Origin of the sequence: Pseudoflavitalea rhizosphaerae (assembly GCF_003991355.1) — a bacterium.
GTDB lineage: Bacteria > Bacteroidota > Bacteroidia > Chitinophagales > Chitinophagaceae > Pseudobacter > Pseudobacter rhizosphaerae.
The window spans coordinates 185,731-207,317 of the sequence record NZ_RCSU01000009.1 but is presented as its reverse complement, the minus strand read 5'-3'; the positions used below and the strand labels follow the sequence as shown (position 1 = coordinate 207,317).

At 47.6% G+C, this 21,587-nt stretch carries 22 protein-coding genes and 1 riboswitch; of the genes, 12 read left to right on the top strand and 10 right to left on the bottom strand.

Annotation, left to right across the window (positions count from 1 at the left end; genetic code table 11):
• Nucleotides 1-83: 83 nt before the first annotated feature.
• The 4 genes from D9Y29_RS16825 to D9Y29_RS16810 all read right to left on the bottom strand — a co-directional run bounded on the left by D9Y29_RS16825 (nt 84) and on the right by D9Y29_RS16810 (nt 3,125).
• The gene (locus D9Y29_RS16825) at nt 84-455 is read right to left on the bottom strand and encodes a VOC family protein (RefSeq protein ID WP_206513810.1); all 372 of its coding nucleotides are present in this window, start codon (nt 453-455) and stop codon (nt 84-86) included.
• 58 nt (nt 456-513) lie between these two features.
• Nucleotides 514-873, bottom strand: a complete 360-nt coding sequence (locus D9Y29_RS16820; protein WP_127130290.1) for a YciI family protein — start codon at nt 871-873, stop codon at nt 514-516.
• Nucleotides 874-1,641: 768 nt separating this feature from the next.
• Nucleotides 1,642-2,571, bottom strand: coding sequence for a malate dehydrogenase (mdh, locus tag D9Y29_RS16815; protein WP_127130288.1), 930 nt, complete (start codon nt 2,569-2,571; stop codon nt 1,642-1,644).
• A gap of 65 nt (nt 2,572-2,636) precedes the next feature.
• Nucleotides 2,637-3,125, bottom strand: a complete 489-nt coding sequence (locus tag D9Y29_RS16810) for a TlpA family protein disulfide reductase (protein WP_127130286.1) — start codon at nt 3,123-3,125, stop codon at nt 2,637-2,639.
• 101 nt (nt 3,126-3,226) lie between these two features.
• Between D9Y29_RS16810 and D9Y29_RS16805 the strand changes: the two genes are divergently transcribed.
• The 5 genes from D9Y29_RS16805 (at nt 3,227) to accC (ending at nt 8,154) form a co-directional block, all read left to right on the top strand.
• The gene (locus D9Y29_RS16805; RefSeq protein ID WP_127130284.1) at nt 3,227-3,583 is read left to right on the top strand and encodes a BlaI/MecI/CopY family transcriptional regulator; all 357 of its coding nucleotides are present in this window, start codon (nt 3,227-3,229) and stop codon (nt 3,581-3,583) included.
• Between the two features lie 17 nt (nt 3,584-3,600).
• Nucleotides 3,601-5,445, top strand: coding sequence for a M56 family metallopeptidase (locus tag D9Y29_RS16800; RefSeq protein ID WP_127130282.1), 1,845 nt, complete (start codon nt 3,601-3,603; stop codon nt 5,443-5,445).
• Nucleotides 5,446-5,555: 110 nt separating this feature from the next.
• On the top strand, nt 5,556-6,122 hold the full coding sequence (gene efp, locus D9Y29_RS16795) for an elongation factor P (protein ID WP_127130280.1): 567 nt from the start codon (nt 5,556-5,558) through the stop codon (nt 6,120-6,122).
• A gap of 164 nt (nt 6,123-6,286) precedes the next feature.
• Complete coding sequence (gene accB / locus D9Y29_RS16790) at nt 6,287-6,778, top strand: acetyl-CoA carboxylase biotin carboxyl carrier protein (RefSeq protein WP_127130278.1); 492 nt, start codon at nt 6,287-6,289, stop codon at nt 6,776-6,778.
• 38 nt (nt 6,779-6,816) lie between these two features.
• Nucleotides 6,817-8,154: an acetyl-CoA carboxylase biotin carboxylase subunit gene (gene accC / locus D9Y29_RS16785; protein WP_127130276.1), complete on the top strand. Its 1,338-nt coding sequence runs from the start codon at nt 6,817-6,819 to the stop codon at nt 8,152-8,154.
• Nucleotides 8,155-8,324: 170 nt separating this feature from the next.
• On the opposite strand, the gene D9Y29_RS16780 is transcribed toward accC, so the two are convergent.
• The 3 genes from D9Y29_RS16780 to D9Y29_RS16770 all read right to left on the bottom strand — a co-directional run bounded on the left by D9Y29_RS16780 (nt 8,325) and on the right by D9Y29_RS16770 (nt 10,714).
• Nucleotides 8,325-8,807 (bottom strand): DinB family protein, encoded by a 483-nt coding sequence (locus tag D9Y29_RS16780; RefSeq protein WP_127130274.1) that lies wholly within the window; start codon nt 8,805-8,807, stop codon nt 8,325-8,327.
• A 149-nt stretch (nt 8,808-8,956) separates the two neighbouring features.
• On the bottom strand, nt 8,957-9,382 hold the full coding sequence (locus D9Y29_RS16775; RefSeq protein WP_127130272.1) for a Spy/CpxP family protein refolding chaperone: 426 nt from the start codon (nt 9,380-9,382) through the stop codon (nt 8,957-8,959).
• 108 nt (nt 9,383-9,490) lie between these two features.
• On the bottom strand, nt 9,491-10,714 hold the full coding sequence (locus D9Y29_RS16770; protein ID WP_127130270.1) for a 4-hydroxy-3-methylbut-2-enyl diphosphate reductase: 1,224 nt from the start codon (nt 10,712-10,714) through the stop codon (nt 9,491-9,493).
• A 99-nt stretch (nt 10,715-10,813) separates the two neighbouring features.
• Here D9Y29_RS16770 and D9Y29_RS16765 point away from each other — a divergent pair, with 99 nt between their 5' ends.
• The gene (locus tag D9Y29_RS16765) at nt 10,814-12,082 is read left to right on the top strand and encodes an alpha-amylase family glycosyl hydrolase (protein ID WP_127130268.1); all 1,269 of its coding nucleotides are present in this window, start codon (nt 10,814-10,816) and stop codon (nt 12,080-12,082) included.
• Nucleotides 12,083-12,179: 97 nt separating this feature from the next.
• Here D9Y29_RS16765 and D9Y29_RS16760 read toward each other — a convergent pair whose 3' ends face one another.
• Both D9Y29_RS16760 and D9Y29_RS16755 read right to left on the bottom strand, forming a co-directional pair.
• A complete protein-coding gene (locus tag D9Y29_RS16760) occupies nt 12,180-13,685 on the bottom strand; it encodes a trypsin-like peptidase domain-containing protein (protein WP_127130266.1) in 1,506 nt (501 codons plus the stop codon).
• 228 nt (nt 13,686-13,913) lie between these two features.
• On the bottom strand, nt 13,914-14,912 hold the full coding sequence (locus D9Y29_RS16755; RefSeq protein WP_127130264.1) for an acyl-CoA reductase: 999 nt from the start codon (nt 14,910-14,912) through the stop codon (nt 13,914-13,916).
• A 57-nt stretch (nt 14,913-14,969) separates the two neighbouring features.
• Here D9Y29_RS16755 and D9Y29_RS16750 point away from each other — a divergent pair, with 57 nt between their 5' ends.
• From D9Y29_RS16750 to D9Y29_RS16735, 4 genes are all read left to right on the top strand, one after another.
• Entirely contained in the window at nt 14,970-15,317 is a 348-nt protein-coding gene (locus tag D9Y29_RS16750) for a 4Fe-4S dicluster domain-containing protein (protein WP_127130262.1), read from the top strand.
• A 209-nt stretch (nt 15,318-15,526) separates the two neighbouring features.
• Nucleotides 15,527-16,522: a D-alanine--D-alanine ligase gene (locus tag D9Y29_RS16745; RefSeq protein ID WP_127130260.1), complete on the top strand. Its 996-nt coding sequence runs from the start codon at nt 15,527-15,529 to the stop codon at nt 16,520-16,522.
• A 26-nt stretch (nt 16,523-16,548) separates the two neighbouring features.
• Entirely contained in the window at nt 16,549-17,382 is an 834-nt protein-coding gene (locus D9Y29_RS16740; protein WP_241237962.1) for a PASTA domain-containing protein, read from the top strand.
• A gap of 22 nt (nt 17,383-17,404) precedes the next feature.
• Nucleotides 17,405-17,710 carry a rhodanese-like domain-containing protein gene (locus D9Y29_RS16735; RefSeq protein WP_127130258.1) on the top strand — a complete coding sequence of 102 codons (306 nt, stop codon included), beginning with the start codon at nt 17,405-17,407 and terminating at the stop codon, nt 17,708-17,710.
• Between the two features lie 250 nt (nt 17,711-17,960).
• Here D9Y29_RS16735 and D9Y29_RS16730 read toward each other — a convergent pair whose 3' ends face one another.
• Nucleotides 17,961-20,282, bottom strand: a complete 2,322-nt coding sequence (locus D9Y29_RS16730) for a TonB-dependent receptor (protein ID WP_127130256.1) — start codon at nt 20,280-20,282, stop codon at nt 17,961-17,963.
• An 87-nt stretch (nt 20,283-20,369) separates the two neighbouring features.
• A riboswitch (TPP riboswitch) is annotated at nt 20,370-20,474 on the bottom strand.
• 133 nt (nt 20,475-20,607) lie between these two features.
• On the opposite strand from D9Y29_RS16730, the gene D9Y29_RS16725 reads away from it, so the two are divergent.
• Both D9Y29_RS16725 and D9Y29_RS16720 read left to right on the top strand, forming a co-directional pair.
• Nucleotides 20,608-21,162: a hypothetical protein gene (locus tag D9Y29_RS16725; protein WP_127130254.1), complete on the top strand. Its 555-nt coding sequence runs from the start codon at nt 20,608-20,610 to the stop codon at nt 21,160-21,162.
• Nucleotides 21,163-21,185: 23 nt separating this feature from the next.
• Entirely contained in the window at nt 21,186-21,578 is a 393-nt protein-coding gene (locus D9Y29_RS16720) for a hypothetical protein (protein WP_127130252.1), read from the top strand.
• Nucleotides 21,579-21,587: the final 9 nt, after the last annotated feature.

Here is a 21,587-nt window from a genome sequence, read left to right as displayed (position 1 = left end):
GTTCAGCCAGCAGATCATAGAGTTTCAGCATGCGCAGCCAGGTGATCTACCAGTGGATGTGAAGATGACGCAGACATGAGTGATCAGTTCTCAGAGTGAAGGCCCACTTTGTTGCCTTCCGTATCTTCAAAATGGGCGAAGTATCCGAAATTGGCTCCCACAGCGGTTTTGGGAAGTATTATTTTTCCGCCTGCCGCTTCCACCCTCGCGAGAATGACGGAGAGATCGGGATTGCCATTCAAATAAATAAGTGTGCCTGTATTATCGGGAATGCATCCATAGCCATGCGTGATACATCCCGCAGGTTTGCCATTTTGAAAAGGGAAAAAGCCCATTTTGTATGCGCCTGCATCTTCCGTATCCATCCTGATGTTCAGGATCTGCTCATAGAATTTTTTAGCCCGCTGGAAATCGGACACGGGTAATTCAAACCAGTTCAGCATTTTTCCTGTCATACCATAGGAGTTTACTGATCGGCGTATCGGAGCTGTTTCCCTTTCCATGGTAATTGTTTTAATTGTCGTACACACCAGAGAGGTCCACGCATTCCCGTACTTCCACTGTTCCGTTCAAATCAAAATCGGGGAAGCCTTTGGCTGTCTCAACGGCCTGTTTAAAATCTTTTGCTTTCACAATCAGGTAGCCGCCAACCAACTCCTTGCTTTCAGCAAAGGACCCATCGGTCACTACCTTGTTAACACCTGTCAGCCGCTTGCTGTCGGGTAGCAATGGGTGGCCTTCCACATACAATCCTTTTGCCTTTAGATCATCCATCCGGCTGAACCATTTCATCATTTGCGACTGCGCTTCTTCCGCACTCATATTCAGTTCGTCATAAGTGGGGCCTGTGAAAATGAACATAAACTCTTTCATGATCAGTTTTTTTAATTTGAAACAATGCTTGCCATCAGGCTAATGACGAAATGGATTTACAGCAGAGGACAAAATTTCAATATTTTTTTATCTCCACACACCAACAGGCAGATATTTATGATGAATACGGCTTTTTGACGGATGAGGCAGGAAAGGGGCTCGGGTTTTGGCGCGGCTCGGGTTATAAAAATTAGGTCTGGGAAACAAACCGCCGCGGGAGGATTATTGATTAGCTGTGGGTTGGTAAGATTGGGCGGTAGAACTGGGCCGGGCTTCATCGCTTATGTTTCCGAGGACTGAATTTTCATAACACTCGCCGCATGAACCGTGGACGCATCAGTGCTGACGGATGGAGGCAAGGGGTGTTTGCGGTGCTATCATTGCCGATTAAATTGGGCATAGGACGCCTGAGTGTGTTTCAGTGCGGGTGGAGCAGGCTTGAGGTCTGGTAGCTTTGGTGATAATAACGGATAGTTGTAATTGATATCATATTCTGAATAACTCAGCGTATCTATAAATCGTGTATCATTAGATGATGTACTATCGGGAAAGAGAGCAACGGGGGTACTTGATGCGGGCCTTCAAAACAAAAGCGATAAGGCCCGGCTCAGTACATCAGTTCCATCTCACTTATTCACAGCTGAAAAAATCCTCCCGCGTTGGTTTGTTTTACAGCCCGCATCAAGTACCCCCATCGCGATAACCTGAAAAAAAAAGAACGCGTACCATCTAGAATGATACGCGTTCCCAAAGAATATAATAAACTGATTAGAGAGTCTTCAACACATCGTTCATGCTTCTCACGGCATCAGCGCTCTTGTTGAACAGCGCTTGTTCTTCCGCGTTCAGTTTGAAGTCAACGATCTTCTCCCAGCCATTGCGGCCGATGGTCACAGGCACACCCAGGCAGATATCTTTCTGGCCGTATTCGCCTTCCAGCGATACGCAGCAGGTGAAGAGTTTCTTTTCATCACGCACGATGCTTTCTACCAGTGCAGCTCCGGCAGCGCCAGGTGCATACCATGCAGATGTTCCGATCAGTTTGGTGAGTGTAGCTCCACCAACCATTGTGTCGGCAACGATTTGTTTTTGTTGTTCTTCGCTGAGGAAGTTGGTAACAGGAACACTGTTCCAGGTAGCAAAGCGGATCAGTGGGATCATGGTTGTGTCGCCATGACCGCCAACCACTACTGCATTCAGATCAGAAGGGCTGCAGTTGAGGTGTTGGCTCAGTTGATATTTGAAGCGTGAGCTGTCCAGTGTACCGCCCATACCAATGATGCGGTTCTTGGGGAGGCCTGTTGCAGTCAGCGCCAGGTAAGTCATGGTGTCCATCGGATTGCTGATCACGATGATGATGGCATTGGGAGAATGTTTCAGGATGTTCTCGCACACATTCTTTACGATACCTGCATTGGTGCCGATCAGTTCTTCGCGGGTCATACCTGGTTTGCGGGGAAGACCTGAAGTGATCACCACCACATCGGAACCGGCGGTCTTAGCATAATCGTTGGTGCTGCCAGTGATCCTGGTGTCGAAGCCCAGGAGGGTGGCGGTTTGCATCATGTCCTGCGCTTTTCCTTCGGCCAGTCCTTCTTTGATATCCAGCAATACCAGTTCTGTGGCCAGTTCCTTACGGGCGATATTATCGGCACAGGTTGCACCTACGGCGCCGGCGCCTACAACAGTTACTTTCATCTGAAAACAATTTTTTATAATGTGATTCAATGTTTGCGAGGGCAAAGGTAGGGAAGTTGGGGTAGTTATTTAAAGGCTTGTACAAGCTTTGCCACTTTCACATTCCCTTCATAAGTGGTGAGCAGGTCACCCTTCTTATTATACAGCGCCAGGTAGGGCAGGCTGCGGATATTGTAAAAAGGCGGCAGCAGGTATTTGCTGTCTCTTCCTATCGTGATATTGGGATACTTGCTGAGTTGGTATTTTTTATAGAACTCATCTATTTCCTCGAAGGGCTGATAAGTGGCCAGAATGATCTGGGTGCCTTTGAATTTGCTCATGTCTTTGATCATGTCTTCCATCTGGTGTTGGCAATGATCGCAGCCCGGACTGAAATACATAACGATCAATGGTTGTTTTTTCACTTTGTCTTTTGTGAAGATGCTGCTGTCTTTCATCAGTAACTGCAGTGGCGGTACAGAAGGAAAACGTTTGTAAGGCGGTTCATTGGGTGTTTGCGCCATAGCCATGGTGGTCAGGAGCGCGGTGCAGAGGAGAAGGACCCATTGTTTCATAAGAGTGACATATTTAAATGATTAGAGCAATTCCCAAAATTAACCGGAAAAAACTTTGGTAGTCTACGAATATTTCGTAGGTTTACGAAAACTTCGTAGAGATGGAAAAATTAACGCCCCAGGAAGAGGAAGCCATGAAGGCAGTCTGGAGAGCAGGCAGCGGCAGCGTGAAGCAGTTGCTGGACTATTTGGATGAACCGAAGCCTCCTTACACCACACTGGCTTCAACTGTAAAGAACCTGGAGAAGAAAGGTTATGTGGAGAGCAGGCTGGCAGGGAATACTTATTTATACCATCCTGCTATCCCTTCAGAGGAGTATAAAAAGAAATTCATGAACAGCGTGGTGAAGAATTATTTCGATAACTCTTATAAGGAGTTGGTGAACTTCTTCGTGGACCAGAAACAACTGAGCCCTGAGGAACTGAAAGATATTCTGAAACTGATCGAAGGCAAGTAACCTGATAAATCATTCCAATGGATTTCATTCTAAAACTTAGTATAGGCCTGGCCGTTACCTGGTTCTTTTACTGGCTCTTATTGCGCAGGCTCACTTTCTATCGCTGGAACCGGCTCTTCCTGCTGGTATATCCTGCGATGGCGTTCCTGGTGCCATTCATCGATATTACCGGTCTGCTTCACCAGGGGGATGATAAAGCCTGGCTCAGGGCTATCCCCGTACTGGAGCAATACTCTTACCGTTTTGAATTGCAGGAAAGCTCGGTCTGGTCTGATCCTGTGTTCATCGGGGGGCTGGTGCTGGCTGCGGGTAGTATCATTATGGCCGCGCGATTATGCTGGCAGTATTGGAGTCTCAGAAAAGCCGTGTCCGGAGCGGTTTTACTGGCAGACGACGAAGCCAGGCTCTATCATGTGGATAAGCGCATCGTTCCGTTCTCTTTTGGCCGTTCCATCTATCTCAACAAGCACCTGCATACTGAAGCTGAGTTGCGGGAGATCCTGCGTCATGAATTCATTCATGTGAAGCAGCGTCACAGTCTTGATATGATGTGGGGGGAATTGCTGTGCATCATCAACTGGTATAATCCATTCGCATGGTTGCTTCGCAATGCCATCAGGCAGAACCTGGAATTCATAGCCGATCACCAGGTACTGGCCAATGGGATAGACAGGAAGCAGTACCAGTATATGTTGCTGAAAGTAACGGGGATGTCGTTTTTTTCCGTGGCGAATAACTTCAATTTATCATCCCTCAAAAAAAGAATTGTCATGATGAATAAAAAAACGAGTGCTAGCGTACATCTGTTACGCTTCGCGCTAATTGTTCCCGTGCTGGCCGTATTGTTGCTGGCATTCCGGAGCGTAACACGTCTCGACCTGCCTTCTCCTTCCGGCCTCATTGCTGAAAAGGTTTTTGCTGATACAACCGTGGAACAGGAAGAACTGATCACTATTGTCAACGGACAACTGAAGGCGCGCATGAAAGCGGATAAAATCATTTTTGATACAACCAAACCTGAATCAAAATCCGGCAATATCGAAAGCATCGATATTCACAAAAAGAATAACCGGGTGACCATTCGCCTGAAGGATGGCACAGTAGAGAAATTTGATCTGGGTGATCCTAAACAGAAAGCGGCATTCGAAAAGAAATATGGAAAGATATCAACTCCTCCTCCGCCTCCTCCGCCACCTTCTGTTTCCGGAAAGCCAGTACCGGCGCCTCCTGCAGCTCCCAGTTCGGTTCCCTCTCCGCCTGCTCCTCCAAAACCACCGGTAGATAATGGAGAAGTGGTATTGGTAACGGATGGGCCGGTGGATGTGAAGGGGGCCATAACAGTTGGATCAACTTCAAATCCGGTAATGCTGCAGTTGAAGCCCGATGCCAGCGTAAAAGAAACGGTCAGTGTCACCGCTGTTGGATATAAGGCCGATGCGAAAGATATTGGTGTGGAGCCGCTGATCATTGTTGATGGAAAAATCATCCCGAGGGAGGAAATGAACAGGATCCCGCCGGCAACTATTGCCCAGGTCAATATACTGAAAGGGAACTCCGCTACAGCTATTTATGGTGATAAGGGAAAAGACGGCGTGATATTGATCACTACCAAAGCGGTGTCCGGAACTGTTACAGAACAAAAGAAGAAAAATTTCTTCGATGATGACCTTTGTTTGCTGAATGCCATCATCATTATCGATGACAAGGAGATGAGTTGTGAACAGGGAAATGTTTTCGTGAAAAGCAACAGGAACAATATCATTTCGGTTGATATCATCAAAGGAGCGGACCGTGTAAAAGAGGCTACCGGGAAAAATGGTCCGAATGCCATCATTATAAAAACAAAAAAGCTGACAGATTAGCCATGAAAAAATGCGGAAGGAAATGCCTTCCGCTCTTCTTTGCCGGGTAAGGTTTTTGCTGTAGTTTTGCCTCCTTTCAGAGACGCATCATTCAAAACTTACTTAGTATTATGGCAACTACATCAGATATCAGCCGCGGTATGATCATCAAACTGGATGGCAGCCTTTACACCGTGGTGGAATTCGGTGAAAACAAAACCGCCCGCGCAGCCGCCAAGGTTTGGGCTAAATTAAAAGGTGTTGATAATAGCCGCAGCATCGAAAAAACCTGGAACTCAGGTGATAGCATTCATCCTGTAAGGGTAGAACGCAAAGATTACCAGTACCTCTATAAAGATGATACAGGTTATAACTTCATGGACAATGAAACTTTCGAGCAGATCGCTGTTGCCGAGAGCCTGGTAGACGCTCCCCAGTTCCTGAAGGAATCACAGGAAGTTTCCATCCTGTTCAATACTGAAACCGAGCAGCCCATGAGTGTGGAACTGCCAGACAAGATCGTTCTGAAAGTAACATATTCAGAGCCAGGTGTTAAAGGTGATACCGCCACCCGTACCCTGAAACCTGCCACCGTTGAAACCGGCGCTACCGTGAACGTTCCGCTCTTCGTGAATGAAGGTGAACTGATCCGCGTGAATACCAAAACCGGTGAATACGTTGAACGCGTAAAGGAATAATTCCTAAATAACAGATTTACAGAGGCCGCCTCGCTTTCAGAGGTGGCTTTTTGTTATAACAGGACTACCGCTATTTTATAGGCGAATTGGGTATTATTAGTTCACAATGCCTTATCTTAGCCGCCTGTTTTTCCGAAATAACCGTCAAAAAAAATTATTTTCAGATGGATTTTAAACAAATTCAGGAGTTGATCAAGATGATCAACAAATCCAACATCGGCGAAGTAAGCATCGAGGAGAAAGGATTCAAGCTGACCATCAAGCAGAAAGAAGAACCAGCCCAGAACGTAATTGCTGCCCCTGTGCATGCCGCCATGCCTGCCTATGCTCCCCCTGCAGCTGCTGCACCCCAGCCAGCCGCCGCATCAAACCCAGCAGCTCCTGCTCCTAAAGCTGCAGAACCCGCCGCAGACAACCTCATTACTATCAAGAGCCCGATGATAGGAACATTCTACCGCAGCCCGGCCCCCGGCAAACCTGTGTTTGTAGAAGTAGGCTCAGAAATTGCTCCCGGTAAAGTAGTCTGCATTATCGAGGCAATGAAACTCTTCAATGAAATTGAAAGCGAAGTATCCGGTAAGATCGTGAAAATCCTGGTGGACGACGCTTCACCCGTTGAATACGATCAGCCGCTGTTCCTCGTTGAACCTGCCTGATAAGGTTTTTTCGCTTGTCAACTTTTCAAAAAGAATGCATGTTTAAAAAGATATTAATCGCTAATCGTGGAGAGATAGCCCTGCGGGTAATCCGTACCTGTCGCGAGATGGGTATCAAAACCGTAGCAGTTTATTCCACCGCAGACAAAGACAGCCTGCACGTTAAGTTTGCAGATGAAGCTGTTTGTATCGGCCGCCCTGCCGGTGCTGACAGTTATCTGAACATCGCACATATCATGGCCGCTGCCGAGATCACCAATGCTGATGGCATTCACCCGGGATATGGGTTCCTGGCGGAGAATGCACGTTTTGCCGAGATCTGCGGTGAACATAATATCAAATTCATAGGACCTACTCCTGATCAGATCCGCTCCATGGGTGATAAGATCACCGCCAAAGAAACCATGATCCGCGCAGGCGTACCCGTGGTTCCCGGTGGTGAAGGACTGCTCGAAAGTCTTGAAGAAGCCAAAGCCATGGCGAATGACATTGGCTATCCCATTATCCTCAAAGCTACTGCCGGTGGCGGTGGTAAGGGAATGAGAGTTGTATTCAAAGAAGAAGACCTTGAGCACAACTACAATACTGCCAAAGTGGAAGCCGGCGCTGCTTTCAAGAATGATGGTATCTACATGGAGAAATTCGTGGAAGAGCCCCGGCACATCGAGATCCAGATCGCAGGCGACCGCTACGGAAAAGTTTGTCACCTCAGTGAGCGCGACTGCTCCATTCAACGCCGTCACCAGAAACTGGTAGAAGAATCACCCTCTCCTTTCATGACTGAAGACCTGCGCCAGCGCATGGGCGAAGCAGCCATCAAAGCAGCTTCCGCTATTGGTTATGAGAGCGTGGGTACCATCGAGTTCCTGGTTGACAAGCATCGCAATTTCTACTTCATGGAAATGAACACACGTATCCAGGTAGAGCATTGCGTTACTGAGGAAGTAACCAATTTCGATCTTATCAAGGAACAGATCAAGATCGCGATGGGCGAGCCTATCAGCGGAAAGAACTACGAACCCCAGATGCATGCTATCGAGTGCCGTATCAATGCTGAAGATCCCTATAACGATTTCCGTCCGAGTCCCGGCCGCATCACTACGCTGCACCAGCCCGGCGGTCACGGTATCCGCATTGATTCGCATGTGTATGCCGGTTATGTGATCCCCCCTTATTATGATTCCATGATCGCTAAGATCATTGCGGTTGCTCGTACACGTGAGGAAGCCATCAACACCATGAGCCGCGCTCTCAGTGAGTATGTGATCGAAGGAGTGAAAACAACCATACCATTCCATCAGCAACTGATGAAGAATGAAGATTTCCGCGCAGGAAACTTCAATACCAAATTCCTTGAAGGTTTCAAGATGGTGTAAGTAAAGTTTACAAAGTTTATCTCAATAGAAACGAGGTTGTCTTTTGTGGGACAACCTCGTTTCATTTTGGTGCTGGCAGTCGCTCGCCTCCGGCGACGCGGTGTTCGCCGGAGGCGAACAACTAGAAGTCACTCGCCGGAGGCGAGCGACTGCCAGCACGCTGATTATTCTTAACGCATCCAGAAGGCGGGCGGCTCGATGCCTAATGCACGCAGGTAAACATATCCCTGGCCACGGTGGTGTACTTCATTATCGATAAAATACAACAGGGTGCCATATAACGGTCCCTCATATTCGCCGAAGGCAAGATCATTGTCCTGGAAGCGGTAAGGAGGGATCTTGTTCCAGACCTCTTCGATGGTTTCAGTGGTATCGTCCCATGCTTTGAGCAGTTCATCTTTCGTTTTGTAGGTCTGCTCCCTCCATTCCAGTTTTTCCCAGATACCGGTGGCAAGTCCTTTCACGCCGGGACCGCTCATCTTGATCATCTCTTCTGCCATCAGGGCGAAGGGGCGCATGTCTCCGATAGTAAATTCGAACAATTCTTTTTCTGGAAATGCTGCAATTACGCGCCGTGTGAGACGGCGATGGCCCTGCCATTGGTCCAGGATCTGACGGGCTGTAATTACCTGAGCGGTTGCTGTACGTACCATATGATTATTTTTAAGAGTTTAAATGATTTGCTGATACAAAGATGGGAAGGGGTAGTGACAGCCTTATGTCAGTATGAATATACAAAATAAAAAAAAGCGCCGGAAGGCGCTTTTGTACTGGTTTCCACCTTGAGGTGGTTGTGATGCTGCTATTTGGATTCTTTTTCTTTCGCTTTTTCACCTTTCATTTTGTCCTTTCTTTCTTTCCAATGTTTTTTGTCGCCACCCTTGTGCATTTTTCTCTTTTCACCCAATTGTTTCATTTTTTCCTTTTGCTCGGGAGTGAGGATGGCATCGGTCTTTTCCTTTCTTTCTTTCATGATTGCGCCTGCCTTTGCTTTACGGTCTGCATCGCTGATACTTTTATCGTCGCGCAGGGCCTGCATTTTTGTTCTGGTGTCGGCTTGAATGGCCTTCATTTTTTCACTTTGCTCTTTGGAGAGGTTCAGTTCCTCCTTCATTTTTATTCTTGCCTCGGACTTATGGTGAGAACGGATAGTGTCTCTTTTTTCCTGGGCAGAAGCAGCTAATTGAACACCAATCACTGCAAGGGCCAATACGATGATTTTTTTCATCTGTTTATTTTTATTGTTTTTAATGGTAAGATGGAATACCTGAAATGCTGCGACCCTAAGGGGTGCAGTACTTAGAGGGGAAAGAAGACCGTAGGTTTAATGCAGGGATCAAAAATCCTGCGCCATCTCATCTACTTTGGTCTCAACGCCGTAGAAGGAGGCCAGTTTACGGATCACGCCTTCTACCAGTGCATCAGGACAACTGGCGCCGCTGGTGATCAGGATCTTTGCGGGTGAGGAGGCAGGGAGATAGTCAGTCACAAACTGTTCGTCTTTCTGATGATAATTGTAATGAAGGATATTTTTCCCGTTGATCAGCTTCTCTTCGGAATTGATAAAATAGGTTGGCAGCCTGTGTTCGCAGAGTTCTACCAGGTGTGTACTGTTGCTTGAATTATAGCCGCCTACCACAATGGCTATATCAGCCGGGGTTTGGAGCATATGTGTAACGGCGGTCTGATTATCGTTGGTAGCATAACAGAGCGTATCGCGGGTATCGGCAAATCGTTCCCCGATATTCTTTTCATCGAGATTGTAATGATTGCTGATGGTTTGTTTGAGATAGTCGGCAATGGCCTGTGTATCTGTGGCCAGCTGTGTGGTTTGGTTCACAACGCCGATGCGCTGCAGATCTTTGGTTACATCGAAACCTTCGGAGAAACGGCCTGCGAATACCGTATAGAATTCATCGGGATCGGCAGCTCCGGTTATGAATGCGGCCAGTAATTCCGTTTCCTTCATATCGTTCACCACTACTGCAGGTGCATTATAGGCAGCGTGTGAAAAGGTAGCGCGTGTTTCCTCATGTTTCGGCTTGCCGTGGATCACAATGCTGTAGCCTTTTTTAGCGATCTGCTCGCTCCTGTTCCAGACCTTCTCCACGAACGGACAGGTGGTATTGTATTTTTCAGTGGGGATCCCCAGCTGGTTGAGTTTTTCTTCGATGGCGAGGGTAGTGCCGAATGCAGGAATGATCACCACATCATCAGCAGTGAGTTGCTCAAAGGGAATGAGTTGTTTGCCGTAAGTGTCCTGTAAAAATTCAACGCCCTTTTCGATCAGGTCTGCATTCACCTGGGGGTTGTGGATCATTTCGCTGAGAAGGAAAATGCGCTTGCCGGGATTCTCTTCAATGGTGCGGAAAGAGATCTCGATGGCATTTTCCACGCCATAGCAGAAACCGAAGTGCCGCGCCAGGTAGATCTGTAAAGGACCGAAGTTGAGCAGGGTAGGTGTGAAGTCTTTCTTCATTTTATCCTGCTGCTTGCGTTTGTTCTTTACAGCGCTGATGAGCGGACTGCGGTAAATGACCGGAACGTTGAAGGTTTTCATCCGTGCAAAGGTAGGAAATTAGCCTCTTTAAACGGCTAATCGGCGCAGGTGCAACGGCATACAACTGATCAGCACCTATTTATGAATTATATTCGCAATATGGCTAGAAAATTCCCTGCAGTTCCCTGGATGCAGTCCGCTACCGTCTATGAAGTAAATCTTCGCCAATATACACCGGAAGGAAGTTTCAATGCATTCGCATCCCATCTCCCCCGTCTGGCGGACATGGGTGTGCAGGTCCTTTGGTTCATGCCCATCACACCCATCAGCCTGGCAGGCCGTAAGGGTACCCTGGGCAGCTACTATGCCTGTTCTGATTATCTTTCTGTCAACCCCGAGTTCGGCACGCTGGATGATTTCCGTCTCCTCGTTCGGCAGGCGCATGAGCTTGGTATGAAAGTGATCATCGACTGGGTGGCCAATCACACCGGCCTGGACCATGTTTGGACGCGCACCCATCCGCAATTTTATAAAAGGAATGGAGCCGGAGAATTCTACGATACCCATGGTTGGGACGATGTGATCGATCTCAACTATTACGATCAGCCGATGCGCCGCATGATGATCGAAGCCATGAAATTCTGGATCGATGAATGTGATATCGATGGGTTCCGTTGCGATATGGCGCATCTTGTTCTGCGCGATTTCTGGCAGCAGGCGCGGACTGCGCTAGATCCTGTCAAACCCTTGTTCTGGCTTGCTGAAACGGAGGACCTGCATTACCTGGATGTATTCGACTGCTGCTATGCCTGGCGCTGGATGCATGCCACCGAAAAATATTTCCGCCGCGAAACCGATCTCAGGAGCCTCGTGCAACTGTTAAGCACATATGAAAATGAATTTCCAGAAGGCACCCTTCCGCTCTTCTTCACCGCCAATCACGACGAGAACAGCTGGAATGGAACGGAGTTCGAGAAGTATGGAGATGCTGCCAGGCTGCTGGCTGTATTCTCATTCACCTGGCATGGCATGCCGCTCATTTACAGTGGCCAGGAATTGCCCAATCAGAAGCGTCTTAAATTCTTCGATAAGGATGAGATAGAATGGACAGATGATGTGGAACTGCATAGTTTTTACAAATCACTCATCCGTTTACATGCCACGCATCCTGCTATACTCGCGGGCTCTGCAGCCTGTCCGCAATGGCTGGCGACAGACAGGAATGATGCTGTGCTGGCTTATACCAGGATCCATCAAAACAGGGAATTGCTGGTGGTGTTGAATTGTTCATCATCTTCCCAGGTCATACATTTTTCTTCTCCTGCTGTGAATGGAGTTTACATGGATGCAATTGCCGGTAAAACGATAGAGCTGCATTCATCTGCCATTGAGCTGCCGCCTTACGGTTATTTTGCCGGAACAAGATAGCGCTGGTGGGGCGGCCTGCCTACAAGCGAAACCCCACCCATGGGGCAAAAAAATCCCTGGCAAAACTGCCAGGGACCTGATTATCTCTATGAAAAGCTTAGTTATTGAGATTGATCACAATCGGATAGATTCCTTCATATCCTGGATACATGCCTTCTAGTTTCACAGAGCCAGTAGCTTCATCAAGCACTTTCCTCAACTCTTCTACAGATTTCACTTCTTTGTTGTTCGCTTTCAGGATCACATATCCTTCCTGGATACGCACTTTGCTCAGTACGCCGAGAGGCCTGATTGCTTTAATGACCACTCCACCATTGATGCCATATTCTTTTGCATCGTTTTTACTGAGTGTTTGCAGATCTGCTCCCAATTTATCGAGATTGGAATGTTTTACCATATCGGTAGTGCCGGAAATATTGCGGAGAGTTGCAGCATTTGTATATTCTTTTCCATCTCTCCTGTATGAAATGGTAATCTTATCGCCAGGGCGGTAAGTGGCTATCTGACCAACCATATCTGCACCAGATAAAACAGGCACCCCATTGATCTTGGTAATGTAATCTCCCTTTTTAACACCGGCAGCTTCCGCAGCTCCTGAAGGAGACACTTCTACTACATAGATACCGTTTTCGTCTTTAATGCCGGCTCTGCTTTTTTCCTCATCGGGAACTCCTTCCGGCGCATATTGTATACCAAGATATGCTCTTTGCACGGTACCATGTTTCATTAAGTCAGAAACGATCTTTTTCACGATGTTCACCGGAATGGTGAAAGAGTAACCTGCATAGGCGCCTGTGGGCGATGCGATCGCTGAGTTGATACCTATCAGTTTACCATCGGTAGTGATAAGCGGACCGCCGGAGTTACCGGGGTTAACGGCTGCGTCTGTCTGGATGAAAGACTCTACCGGGCTGTCGCTCTGGCGGCGGTTGATTTCCAGCGTACGGCCTTTGGCGCTCACGATACCGGCAGTAACCGTGGTCTCTAACGTTAAAGGATAACCTACAGCCAGTACCCATTGTCCAACTTTCACATCATCGGAATTGCCGTAGATGAGGAAGGGCAGGTTCTTGGCGTCGATCTTGATCACGGCCAGATCACTGCTGGGGTCAGCGGCAATGAGTTTAGCCTTGAATACTTTCTTATTGTTGAGTGTAACATTGATCTCGTCTGCTCCGCTGACCACGTGATTGTTGGTGACGATATAACCATCTTCACTGATGATAGCGCCGGAACCGGAAGCCATCTGAGGGATGGAACGCATGCGGCCACCACCACCGAAGAAATCGTCCAGGTCCATGTCGAACAGTTCACTGAATGGACTGCGGGGAAGATTGTTGCTTACCGTACGCGTTGCTTTTGTTTTGATATGCACTGTTGCCGGAAGGGCTGCATCGGCCGCTGCCGTAAAATCTACCGCTGCAGCATTGGCGAGACCATTGAACCCTGCATAATTGGAAGGCACTTTGCCGGTGTCGTTATTGTCCTGGCTGGTCTGATAAACATAAGTGCCACTCTTTGAAAAGTGATTATACACCCAGAGTGTACCAACAGTGGTGGCAGCACTGAGAATGACAACCGCTACAATTTGTTTCAACTTCATATTTCGACAATTTTTGGAGTATTTCAATTTAAATGTAGTAAACCCGTTTCAAATTACATGCCTAAGCACAAACAAAATAACGCCGAAAAATAACGACAGTTAATCCGCAAAACACGTTTAACAATTAATTTACTAAAGTCTTCGTACTTCGTTGATACAAATGTAGGGTAAAGTCCTGATTGCCAGAATGAGTCCATGAATTCTTGTCACAATTTTTTACATGATTTGTCACAGCTCCAGCAAAAATTGCAGTGTGTCTACGCCATCTGCATAATCCGTAAGCGATGGCTGTTGCGCCTGCCCGAAGGGGAGGTGGTTTACGCCTGCGACAGCCTGGATATCATCATTGCCGGAGAGTGATGTTTCCACTGAGGCTACATCGGAATAAAACTCGTAATTGAGCTGACTGATGGGCGAGAACACAGATGGGTTCTCATGCAGTATGATACTGTCGTTTGTCATATAGTACTGCTTGTTGATGATGAGCACCGCCAGCTGGTAATCGTAATTGTTCTTGTACTTGTTATGCTCCGCAAACTGGTTGTATTTCCTGAAAACATTGAGCAACGGAAGGAAATCATAGTCTTTCGGAACATAGATCTTGGTGATATTCCTGCATCCCATTCCGAAATATTCATGCACATCGTCTGCAAGTTTACCGAGATCCGCTTCTGATTCATTTCCATCGAGAATGGCAACAGACGTGCGGTTGCGGCGGATGATATGCGGGTATTTCTTGAAATAATAATCGAAGTAACGGGCGGAGTTGTTGCTGCCGGTGGCAATATAGGCATCGCATCCTTTGAGCATGCTCTCAAACCTGATCAGCTCCTTCGTTTGTGCATCCCATTCATATAATTGTTCCACCAGGTGTTTGAGCAGGGTTTCATCCCTGGAGGAAAGTTTGATGGTCTGGCGATGACCGCTGATGAACACGCAGAGGAAATCATGGAACCCTACCAGCGGGATATTGCCGGCCATGATGATGCCCACATTTTTTGGATGGGGGTTCTCTGCGGGTATTTTGTATTGGGTGGCCCAGGCAGACAGCTTATCTTTTGCTAAGAAATGGGTGGCGATGCGTTTGGCGGCAAGCTGAATGAATTCAGGCGTGAACCAGGCATTTTCCCTGGAAGCCCGTTCCACAGCGGTTTGCCAGGGTTCTCCATCTGCTGAAATATACTGTCCCAATCTTTCCAATAAATCAAGCCTATTTTGTAAATTCATTACAACTTATATTTGTGGTGCAAAAATAGGATTCAACCCATTAAAATTGATGAGTATATGGCAATCAAAATAACTGAAGAATGTATTAATTGCGGAGCCTGCGAGCCTGAATGTCCGAATAATGCCATTTATGAAGGCGGTGTGGAATGGGCTATCACAGACGGAACTTCCATCAAAGGGCCCTTTACCCTGTTGGATGGTACTGTGATGGATGCAGATCAGCGCAATGCTCCCATCAGTGTAGATACATATTATATCGTTCCCAATAAATGTACTGAGTGCCAGGGCTTTCATGAAGAGCCCCAGTGTGCAGCGGTTTGCCCTGTAGACTGCTGTGTGCCTGATGAAATGTACCAGGAAACAGTGGAGGAACTGATGGCCAAGAAAGAGAAACTGCACGTATAAAAGCAGCTCCCCGTGCCAAATTTGCATCAAGTAAATTTGGAAATGGTCTCTCAGAAGTTGTAACTTACGAGTACACAAATAGTGTTTGCAGCCTTTGGTCTGCTCTTAAAGGCGGGTGATATTTCCCGCTATGAAGGTGAAGGGATAACGTCCTTCACCTTTCTTATTTTTTTCGTTTATTTGCCTAAAATTCAGACACAAACAATCTAATGAAACCTGTTATTGCCTTCGTTACAGGCGGTTATTCTTCGGAATCCGTTATCTCCTACAAAAGCGCCGTTACTATCGAAAACAACCTGGATACAGAGAAGTATGATGTATTCAGGATCGATCTGACTCCAGATGGCTGGTTTCACCAAACCCGGACCGGCGAGAAGATAAATGTAGACAAGAGTGATTTCTCCCTCCAGGTTGCCGGAAAGAAAATCCTTTTCGATGCAGCCCTGATCGGTATCCACGGCACTCCTGGTGAAGATGGGAGGTTACAGGGCTATCTCGATCTGCTGAATATTCCCTACAACACCTGTGATACAGCCAGTTCTGCCATCACTTTCAATAAACGTTACAGCGTTGCCGTAGCCGGATTTGCCGGGGTGAACGTGGCACGTTCCGTACATATATTCAAATCACATCCCCTCAGCGCTGAGGAGGTGCTTCAGCAATTATCGCTTCCTGTTTTTGTGAAGCCCAATAACGGCGGGTCCAGTATCGGGATGAGTAAAGTGAACAAGGCCGAAGAACTGGCAGGAGCTTTGCTTAAAGCATTCGCGGAAGATGACCAGGTGCTGGTGGAAGAGTTCATCCAGGGCCGTGAGTTCACGGTTGGAGTGATCAGGACCACCAAAGAACTGCTGGTGTTACCCATCACGGAAGTGAGGAGCAAGAACGAATTCTTCGATTTTGAAGCCAAATACCAGGGGCTCAATGAAGAAACTACGCCGGCGCAGATCAGCGATGCCATGGCCGATAAAGTACGTTCCACTGCCCGCAAGATCTATGACGCACTGAATTGCCGTGGCGTGGTGAGAATGGATTTTATTTACAACGAAGCAAAGGATGCGCCCTTCTTCCTGGAAGTGAATACAATTCCCGGACAGAGCGAAGCCAGCATCGTGCCACAGCAGGTGCGCGCCATGGGATGGACCTTGAAAGGATTGTACACAGAAATGATCGAAGACGCATTGAGCCGTAAGAAAAGCTCATAAATTATATCATCTAAAATCAATATCGATTGTTCAAATTCATAACCAGCAAACCCCTCTGGGCAAATATCCTGTTTGCGATCGGACTGGTAGTGGTGGCATTGTTCATCTTTCTCGTGTCCCTCAACTGGATAACAAAGCACGGCGACACGCTGGTGATCCCTGCGGTTACCGGAAAGTCCTATGATGAAGCGAAGAAGATGCTGGAAGAGAAAGGCTTTGATGTTGCTATACAGGACTCTGTGTACAACGATACTGCCGCTGCGCTCTCCGTACTTCGCCAGTTTCCCGATGCAGATGAATATGTGAAGGAGAACCGTACCGTATACCTCACCATCAACAGGGCCGTGCCACCAAATATAGAGATGCCGAACCTTGAAGGTCTGAGCTTTCGCAGTGCGGAAATTGCCTTGAAGCAATATCACCTGAAACTGGGTGATACCACATTCAAACCTGACTTTGCCAAGAACTCTGTTCTGGAGCAGCATTATAACGGACGAAGGATCAAAGCCGGGACCAAACTCCCGCAGGGAAGCAGCATCTCACTGGTACTTGGGAGCGGACTGGGTACGGATGAATTTGCAGTACCGGATCTTTTCGGGATGACTTATTCCGAAGCCAGGGTACTGCTGGAATCCATCGGGCTCACCCCGGGAATGCCAGTACTGGACCCCGCAGTGCGAGACACAGGGAATGCGTATATTTACCGCCAGATCCCCGAACGCATCGGCCCGGACAGACAGATCAACCGGATCCGCCAGGGCCAGGTAATCGACCTCTGGCTCGGTACTACCAAACCTGAAAGACCTGCAGCAGATACCAGTGCACCCATGCAGGTCCCTACAGACGAACGCAATTACTAACAAACAGATAAAAACCGAAATAATGCAAATCATCACTGCAGAAGAATTAAAAGCACGTCTCGATGCTGGCGAAAAACTGAACCTGGTTGACGTACGCGAACCCAATGAGCATGCTGAATTCAATATTGGCGGTCAGTTGTTGCCGTTAGGACAGATCAGGAATTTTGAAACCGATGCCATCGAGAACCTGAAAGATGCCGAGGTGATCGTTTATTGCCGCAGTGGCAACAGAAGCGGACAAGCCGCGATGTTGCTGGAAACTTTGGGCTTTTCAAATGTGAACAACCTCGCCGGAGGCATGATGCGCTGGCAGGAACTGTACAGTTAAGAAGATTATTCTCAATAGTCAAAAGGGCCAGCCTCACACAGGTTGGCCCATTTTAATTTTGGTCTGCCCAGTCGCTCGCCTCCCGGCGAGTGACTTCTAATTGTTCGCCTCCGGCGAACACCGCGTTGCCGGAGGCGACTAAATAAAAGTCACTCGCCGGGAGGCGAGCGACTGGCAACACGCTACAAAAAAATGAGGCCGTCAGGGAGTTGCGGCCTCATTCGTTGGTTTATGGTTCTTCCGGATGTTTCTACAATTTGATCTGCAGCGCTACCAGGAAATTGGTGCCTGCCATAGGGAAGTAGTTGTTCACTACTGCAAGCCCGGTTCCATCATCATAACTGTACGTATATCCATTGGGGGTATACATCTTATCAAATACGTTATTTACCTGGAAGGCCAGCGTTGTTTCTTTGAACAACAACTTCCGTAAGGTATAAGCAATTTTCACATCCTGTACATAGAATGATTCCAGGCTGTTCTCCTTGCGGGAGTTGTTGGTGAGATACTGACGACCCACATATTTTGCAGGCAGGCTGATCTCCAGGTCTTTTAACGGAAGGAAAGTGATCACTGCACCACCAACTATATTCGGAGAGAAGGCGATATCAGTGGTCTTCTTCTCTTCGCCATACTTCCTGATCTTGTTGCGGCTCAATGTGAGATTGGCGCTGGCCTGCAACCATTGCGTGAAGCGGTTTCTGGCCTGCAGCTCGATACCCATTCGATAGCTGTCCGGAACATTGGCGCGCAGGTATTCACCTACATCATTGATATTACCGGTGAGCACCAGCTGGTCTTTGTACAGCATATAATACAAAGTGGCGCCGTAGGAGAGCTTATTGTTTCTCTTTTCAAATCCCAGTTCGAAGTCGTGCAGCTTCTCAGGTTTGAGGTCCTGACCAAGGTTCGCTTCAAAATCATTGCGGTTGGGTTCTTTGCTGCCCATGGAATAGCTGAGGTAAGCGAAGTAGTCATCCTTCGTATAGGTTATACCTGCCTTGGGATTCACGAAATTGTAAGTCTCGCGTACAACAGCATCGGGTGTTTTGCGATAGCCATTCATCTGGTATAATACGCGACGGTACTGGATATCGGCAAAAGCTTCAACTGCTGTACCAAGCTTGCGGGAGTATTTCGCATAACCGTTCACGTCTGTTTTGTAGGCAGTGAGATCATACCAGCGATGTTTGTAGGGGATGCCCATTTCGGCCCACATCACCTGTCCGAAATGATGATTGTCGAAACGGTTCCAGCCTCCGCCAACGGTGAGCTGGTCTTTATCCGTTTTGTATTGAACGGAAAAGATCTGTCCGTAGAAATCATTCTTCAGGTGGAGTTGGCGAATGAGATCGGTGGTTTCGAAAGTTTCTCCACCTGATACAAAGTCGGACATCTTATAGTCACTGAAAGCCTGTTCTGCTTTATATTCTTCATAATAACCAGCGCCTTTTGTGAGGAACACAGCTGTGTTCACCGTGAGCCTGGAATTGAACTGGTGATTGATGAAGAGCTGGTAATGGTCTTGCTGGAAATTATCGGTCTGGTTATCGTAAGGTGTTCCGGGTTTTTCCATGCCGGCATAATTGATGCGGCGGTTCGTTTTCAGGTCTTCATCCGAAACGCCATACCAGCTCTGGTAGGTTTTCTCTTTTCCTGAAAATACATTGAGCCTTACAGAGGTTTTCTCTGCAATGTAGGCGCCTGAAATATAGAAAGCGCGGAGATCGCTGCTGGCGCGCTCTACATAACCATCGCTGCTGACTTTGGAGAGGCGTGCATCAACGGTCCAGTGATTGTTGATCAGGCCTGTTCCTGCTTTTACCGTATGCTTCCAGGTATTGAAAGAGCCGGCACTGTTGTTGAGCTCTCCATAAGCCTGTGTATTCACTTCATTGGTGCTGAGGTTGATGGTGGCGCCGAATGCGGTGCCGCCATTGCTGGACGTTCCCACTCCGCGTTGTACCTGGATATTGTTCACGGATGATGTGAAGTCCGGCAGGTTCACGAAAAATGTTCCCTGTGATTCGGCATCGTTATAAGGGATACCGTTGAGGGTAACATTGATGCGGGTGGCGTCTGTACCGCGTATGCGGATGCCAGTGTAACCTATGCCAGTACCTGCATCGGAGCTCACCACTGCTGAAGGTGTTTGGTTCAGCACGAAGGGAATATCCTGTCCGAGATTTAATTTCTCGATCTCTTTCTTACTGAGATTGGTTTTGGTGAAAGGCGATTTATCTCCGGCCTGGATAGCTCTTACTTCCACGGGTTGCATGAAAAGATTGAGCCTTTGCAGTTTGAATTCCAGGTTGGAACCGGCTGCAACAGTGGTGTCTACCGCTTTATAGCCGATGCTGGAAATGCGGATGCGATAATCGCCTGATTTGATCTTTTTGAAAATGAAATCGCCGGATGCATTGGTGGTGGTGGTGGCGATATTACTTAATTCAACAGTAGCCGATGCTACGGCGGCTCCTGAGTTGAGGTCGGTTACCCTGCCCGAAATTTGTTGGGCGGTCAACCATTGGGAACATAATAAATAGCATATCCCCAAAAACAATTTTTGCATGTCCATTACATTTAAATGGTGGGAACTGACTTCCCGTGATAAAATTGATTTGAGAGAAAATGCTGCGGGAGCGAAAAGTAGAAGCTAAATAGACTAGAGCTACCTTCCCTGCGCAGGCATTACCCTGACCAGGTTCAACGGGTATTATCTCAGCCGCCTGTTGTTACACGGGCAGCACCCCGGGGAATCTGAAATGTCTCTTTGGCCAAAGAGGGCGTAAAGATACATGCAAAAGATCAGTTTCACATTCCATTTTTCATTTTCCCTTCATCTTGCCGGAATAGGTTTGTACAGTAAATAATCTGCTACACTAAAAACAAATTGTATGAAAACAGGATTGATTATTATTGCAATGGCGCTGGTTTCCGGCACAGTAATGGCACAGGATGCAAAAGTGAAATCGGATGGTTCCGTGAAAGTGAACAATTCAGTGCAGGGCGGCCATCAGAAAACCGCGGCAAAAATGGAAGCGAAAGCAGCCGCAAAAACTGAAGCGAGTGCAGAAAGGGAAGCTGTTAAACTGGAAAAGCAGGCTAATAAAGAAGTGAAAAAGGCCACTAAAGAAACAAAAGGAACAGCGAAAGATGCCGCAGGAAAAGGTTCTGAAGTTTCTGCCGCAGCAACCAGCATTACCTCCGCAGAGGTAAAAGCCATTGAAAAAACTGCTGAAGCCAATAAAGGACAACAGGTGAAGGTTGTATCAGGTGCAGGCGCCGATGTGAAAGCTGCGGTACATACCGCCCAGAACAAAACTGTAAAAGTGAACACTGGCGCCTCTACCTCAACAGCAGCGCAGGTAAAGGTTAAACCAGTAAAGGCCAAACCTGCAAAAGCGGCAGTGAAAGTGAAGAGCAGCGCTCGCGTTGGACTTCCTCAATAATGAAGCGACCCCTAAACATTAAAATGAAACAATTTTGCTATACAGGAGTTTTGATGATACTCATGATCTGTACCCATGAGAGCCGGGGCAGTGTGGTGAAACCACTGCCCTCATTTTTGACCCGGCCGCAATTCAACTGGCATGTTCTTAACACTGACACTATCCCGGCTCAAAAGCCGGCCGATGCACAAAAGAAGGAAGAACCTGCAAAGCAGGAGGGTGAAGCCAAAGCGCCTGTGCAACCGGTAAAGGAATTGCCTAAAACAAAATCGAAGGCAGGAGAAGTGGTTAAGAAAATCAAGGAAGTTCCTAAATCAAAAAAGCAACCAAAGCCGGTTGCCGTTAAGGCTCCCAAATTACCGGTGAAAGTACCTGTGATAAAAACACCGAAAGTTATCCGTAAAATCAAGCTTTGACCTTACCAA

Coding starts and splice junctions, on each gene's coding strand:
- accC (WP_127130276.1), top strand. CDS start 6,817: ATGTTTAAAAAGATATTAATCGCTAATCGTGGAGAGATAGCCCTGCGG.
- D9Y29_RS16720 (WP_127130252.1), top strand. CDS start 21,186: ATGAAACAATTTTGCTATACAGGAGTTTTGATGATACTCATGATCTGT.
- accB (WP_127130278.1), top strand. CDS start 6,287: ATGGATTTTAAACAAATTCAGGAGTTGATCAAGATGATCAACAAATCC.
- D9Y29_RS16755 (WP_127130264.1), bottom strand. CDS start 14,912: ATGAATTTACAAAATAGGCTTGATTTATTGGAAAGATTGGGACAGTAT.
- D9Y29_RS16725 (WP_127130254.1), top strand. CDS start 20,608: ATGAAAACAGGATTGATTATTATTGCAATGGCGCTGGTTTCCGGCACA.
- D9Y29_RS16810 (WP_127130286.1), bottom strand. CDS start 3,125: ATGAAACAATGGGTCCTTCTCCTCTGCACCGCGCTCCTGACCACCATG.
- D9Y29_RS16825 (WP_206513810.1), bottom strand. CDS start 455: ATGACAGGAAAAATGCTGAACTGGTTTGAATTACCCGTGTCCGATTTC.
- D9Y29_RS16730 (WP_127130256.1), bottom strand. CDS start 20,282: ATGCAAAAATTGTTTTTGGGGATATGCTATTTATTATGTTCCCAATGG.
- D9Y29_RS16745 (WP_127130260.1), top strand. CDS start 15,527: ATGAAACCTGTTATTGCCTTCGTTACAGGCGGTTATTCTTCGGAATCC.
- D9Y29_RS16770 (WP_127130270.1), bottom strand. CDS start 10,714: ATGAAAACCTTCAACGTTCCGGTCATTTACCGCAGTCCGCTCATCAGC.
- D9Y29_RS16805 (WP_127130284.1), top strand. CDS start 3,227: ATGGAAAAATTAACGCCCCAGGAAGAGGAAGCCATGAAGGCAGTCTGG.
- D9Y29_RS16750 (WP_127130262.1), top strand. CDS start 14,970: ATGGCAATCAAAATAACTGAAGAATGTATTAATTGCGGAGCCTGCGAG.
- D9Y29_RS16800 (WP_127130282.1), top strand. CDS start 3,601: ATGGATTTCATTCTAAAACTTAGTATAGGCCTGGCCGTTACCTGGTTC.
- D9Y29_RS16820 (WP_127130290.1), bottom strand. CDS start 873: ATGAAAGAGTTTATGTTCATTTTCACAGGCCCCACTTATGACGAACTG.
- mdh (WP_127130288.1), bottom strand. CDS start 2,571: ATGAAAGTAACTGTTGTAGGCGCCGGCGCCGTAGGTGCAACCTGTGCC.
- D9Y29_RS16760 (WP_127130266.1), bottom strand. CDS start 13,685: ATGAAGTTGAAACAAATTGTAGCGGTTGTCATTCTCAGTGCTGCCACC.
- D9Y29_RS16775 (WP_127130272.1), bottom strand. CDS start 9,382: ATGAAAAAAATCATCGTATTGGCCCTTGCAGTGATTGGTGTTCAATTA.
- efp (WP_127130280.1), top strand. CDS start 5,556: ATGGCAACTACATCAGATATCAGCCGCGGTATGATCATCAAACTGGAT.
- D9Y29_RS16765 (WP_127130268.1), top strand. CDS start 10,814: ATGGCTAGAAAATTCCCTGCAGTTCCCTGGATGCAGTCCGCTACCGTC.
- D9Y29_RS16735 (WP_127130258.1), top strand. CDS start 17,405: ATGCAAATCATCACTGCAGAAGAATTAAAAGCACGTCTCGATGCTGGC.
- D9Y29_RS16780 (WP_127130274.1), bottom strand. CDS start 8,807: ATGGTACGTACAGCAACCGCTCAGGTAATTACAGCCCGTCAGATCCTG.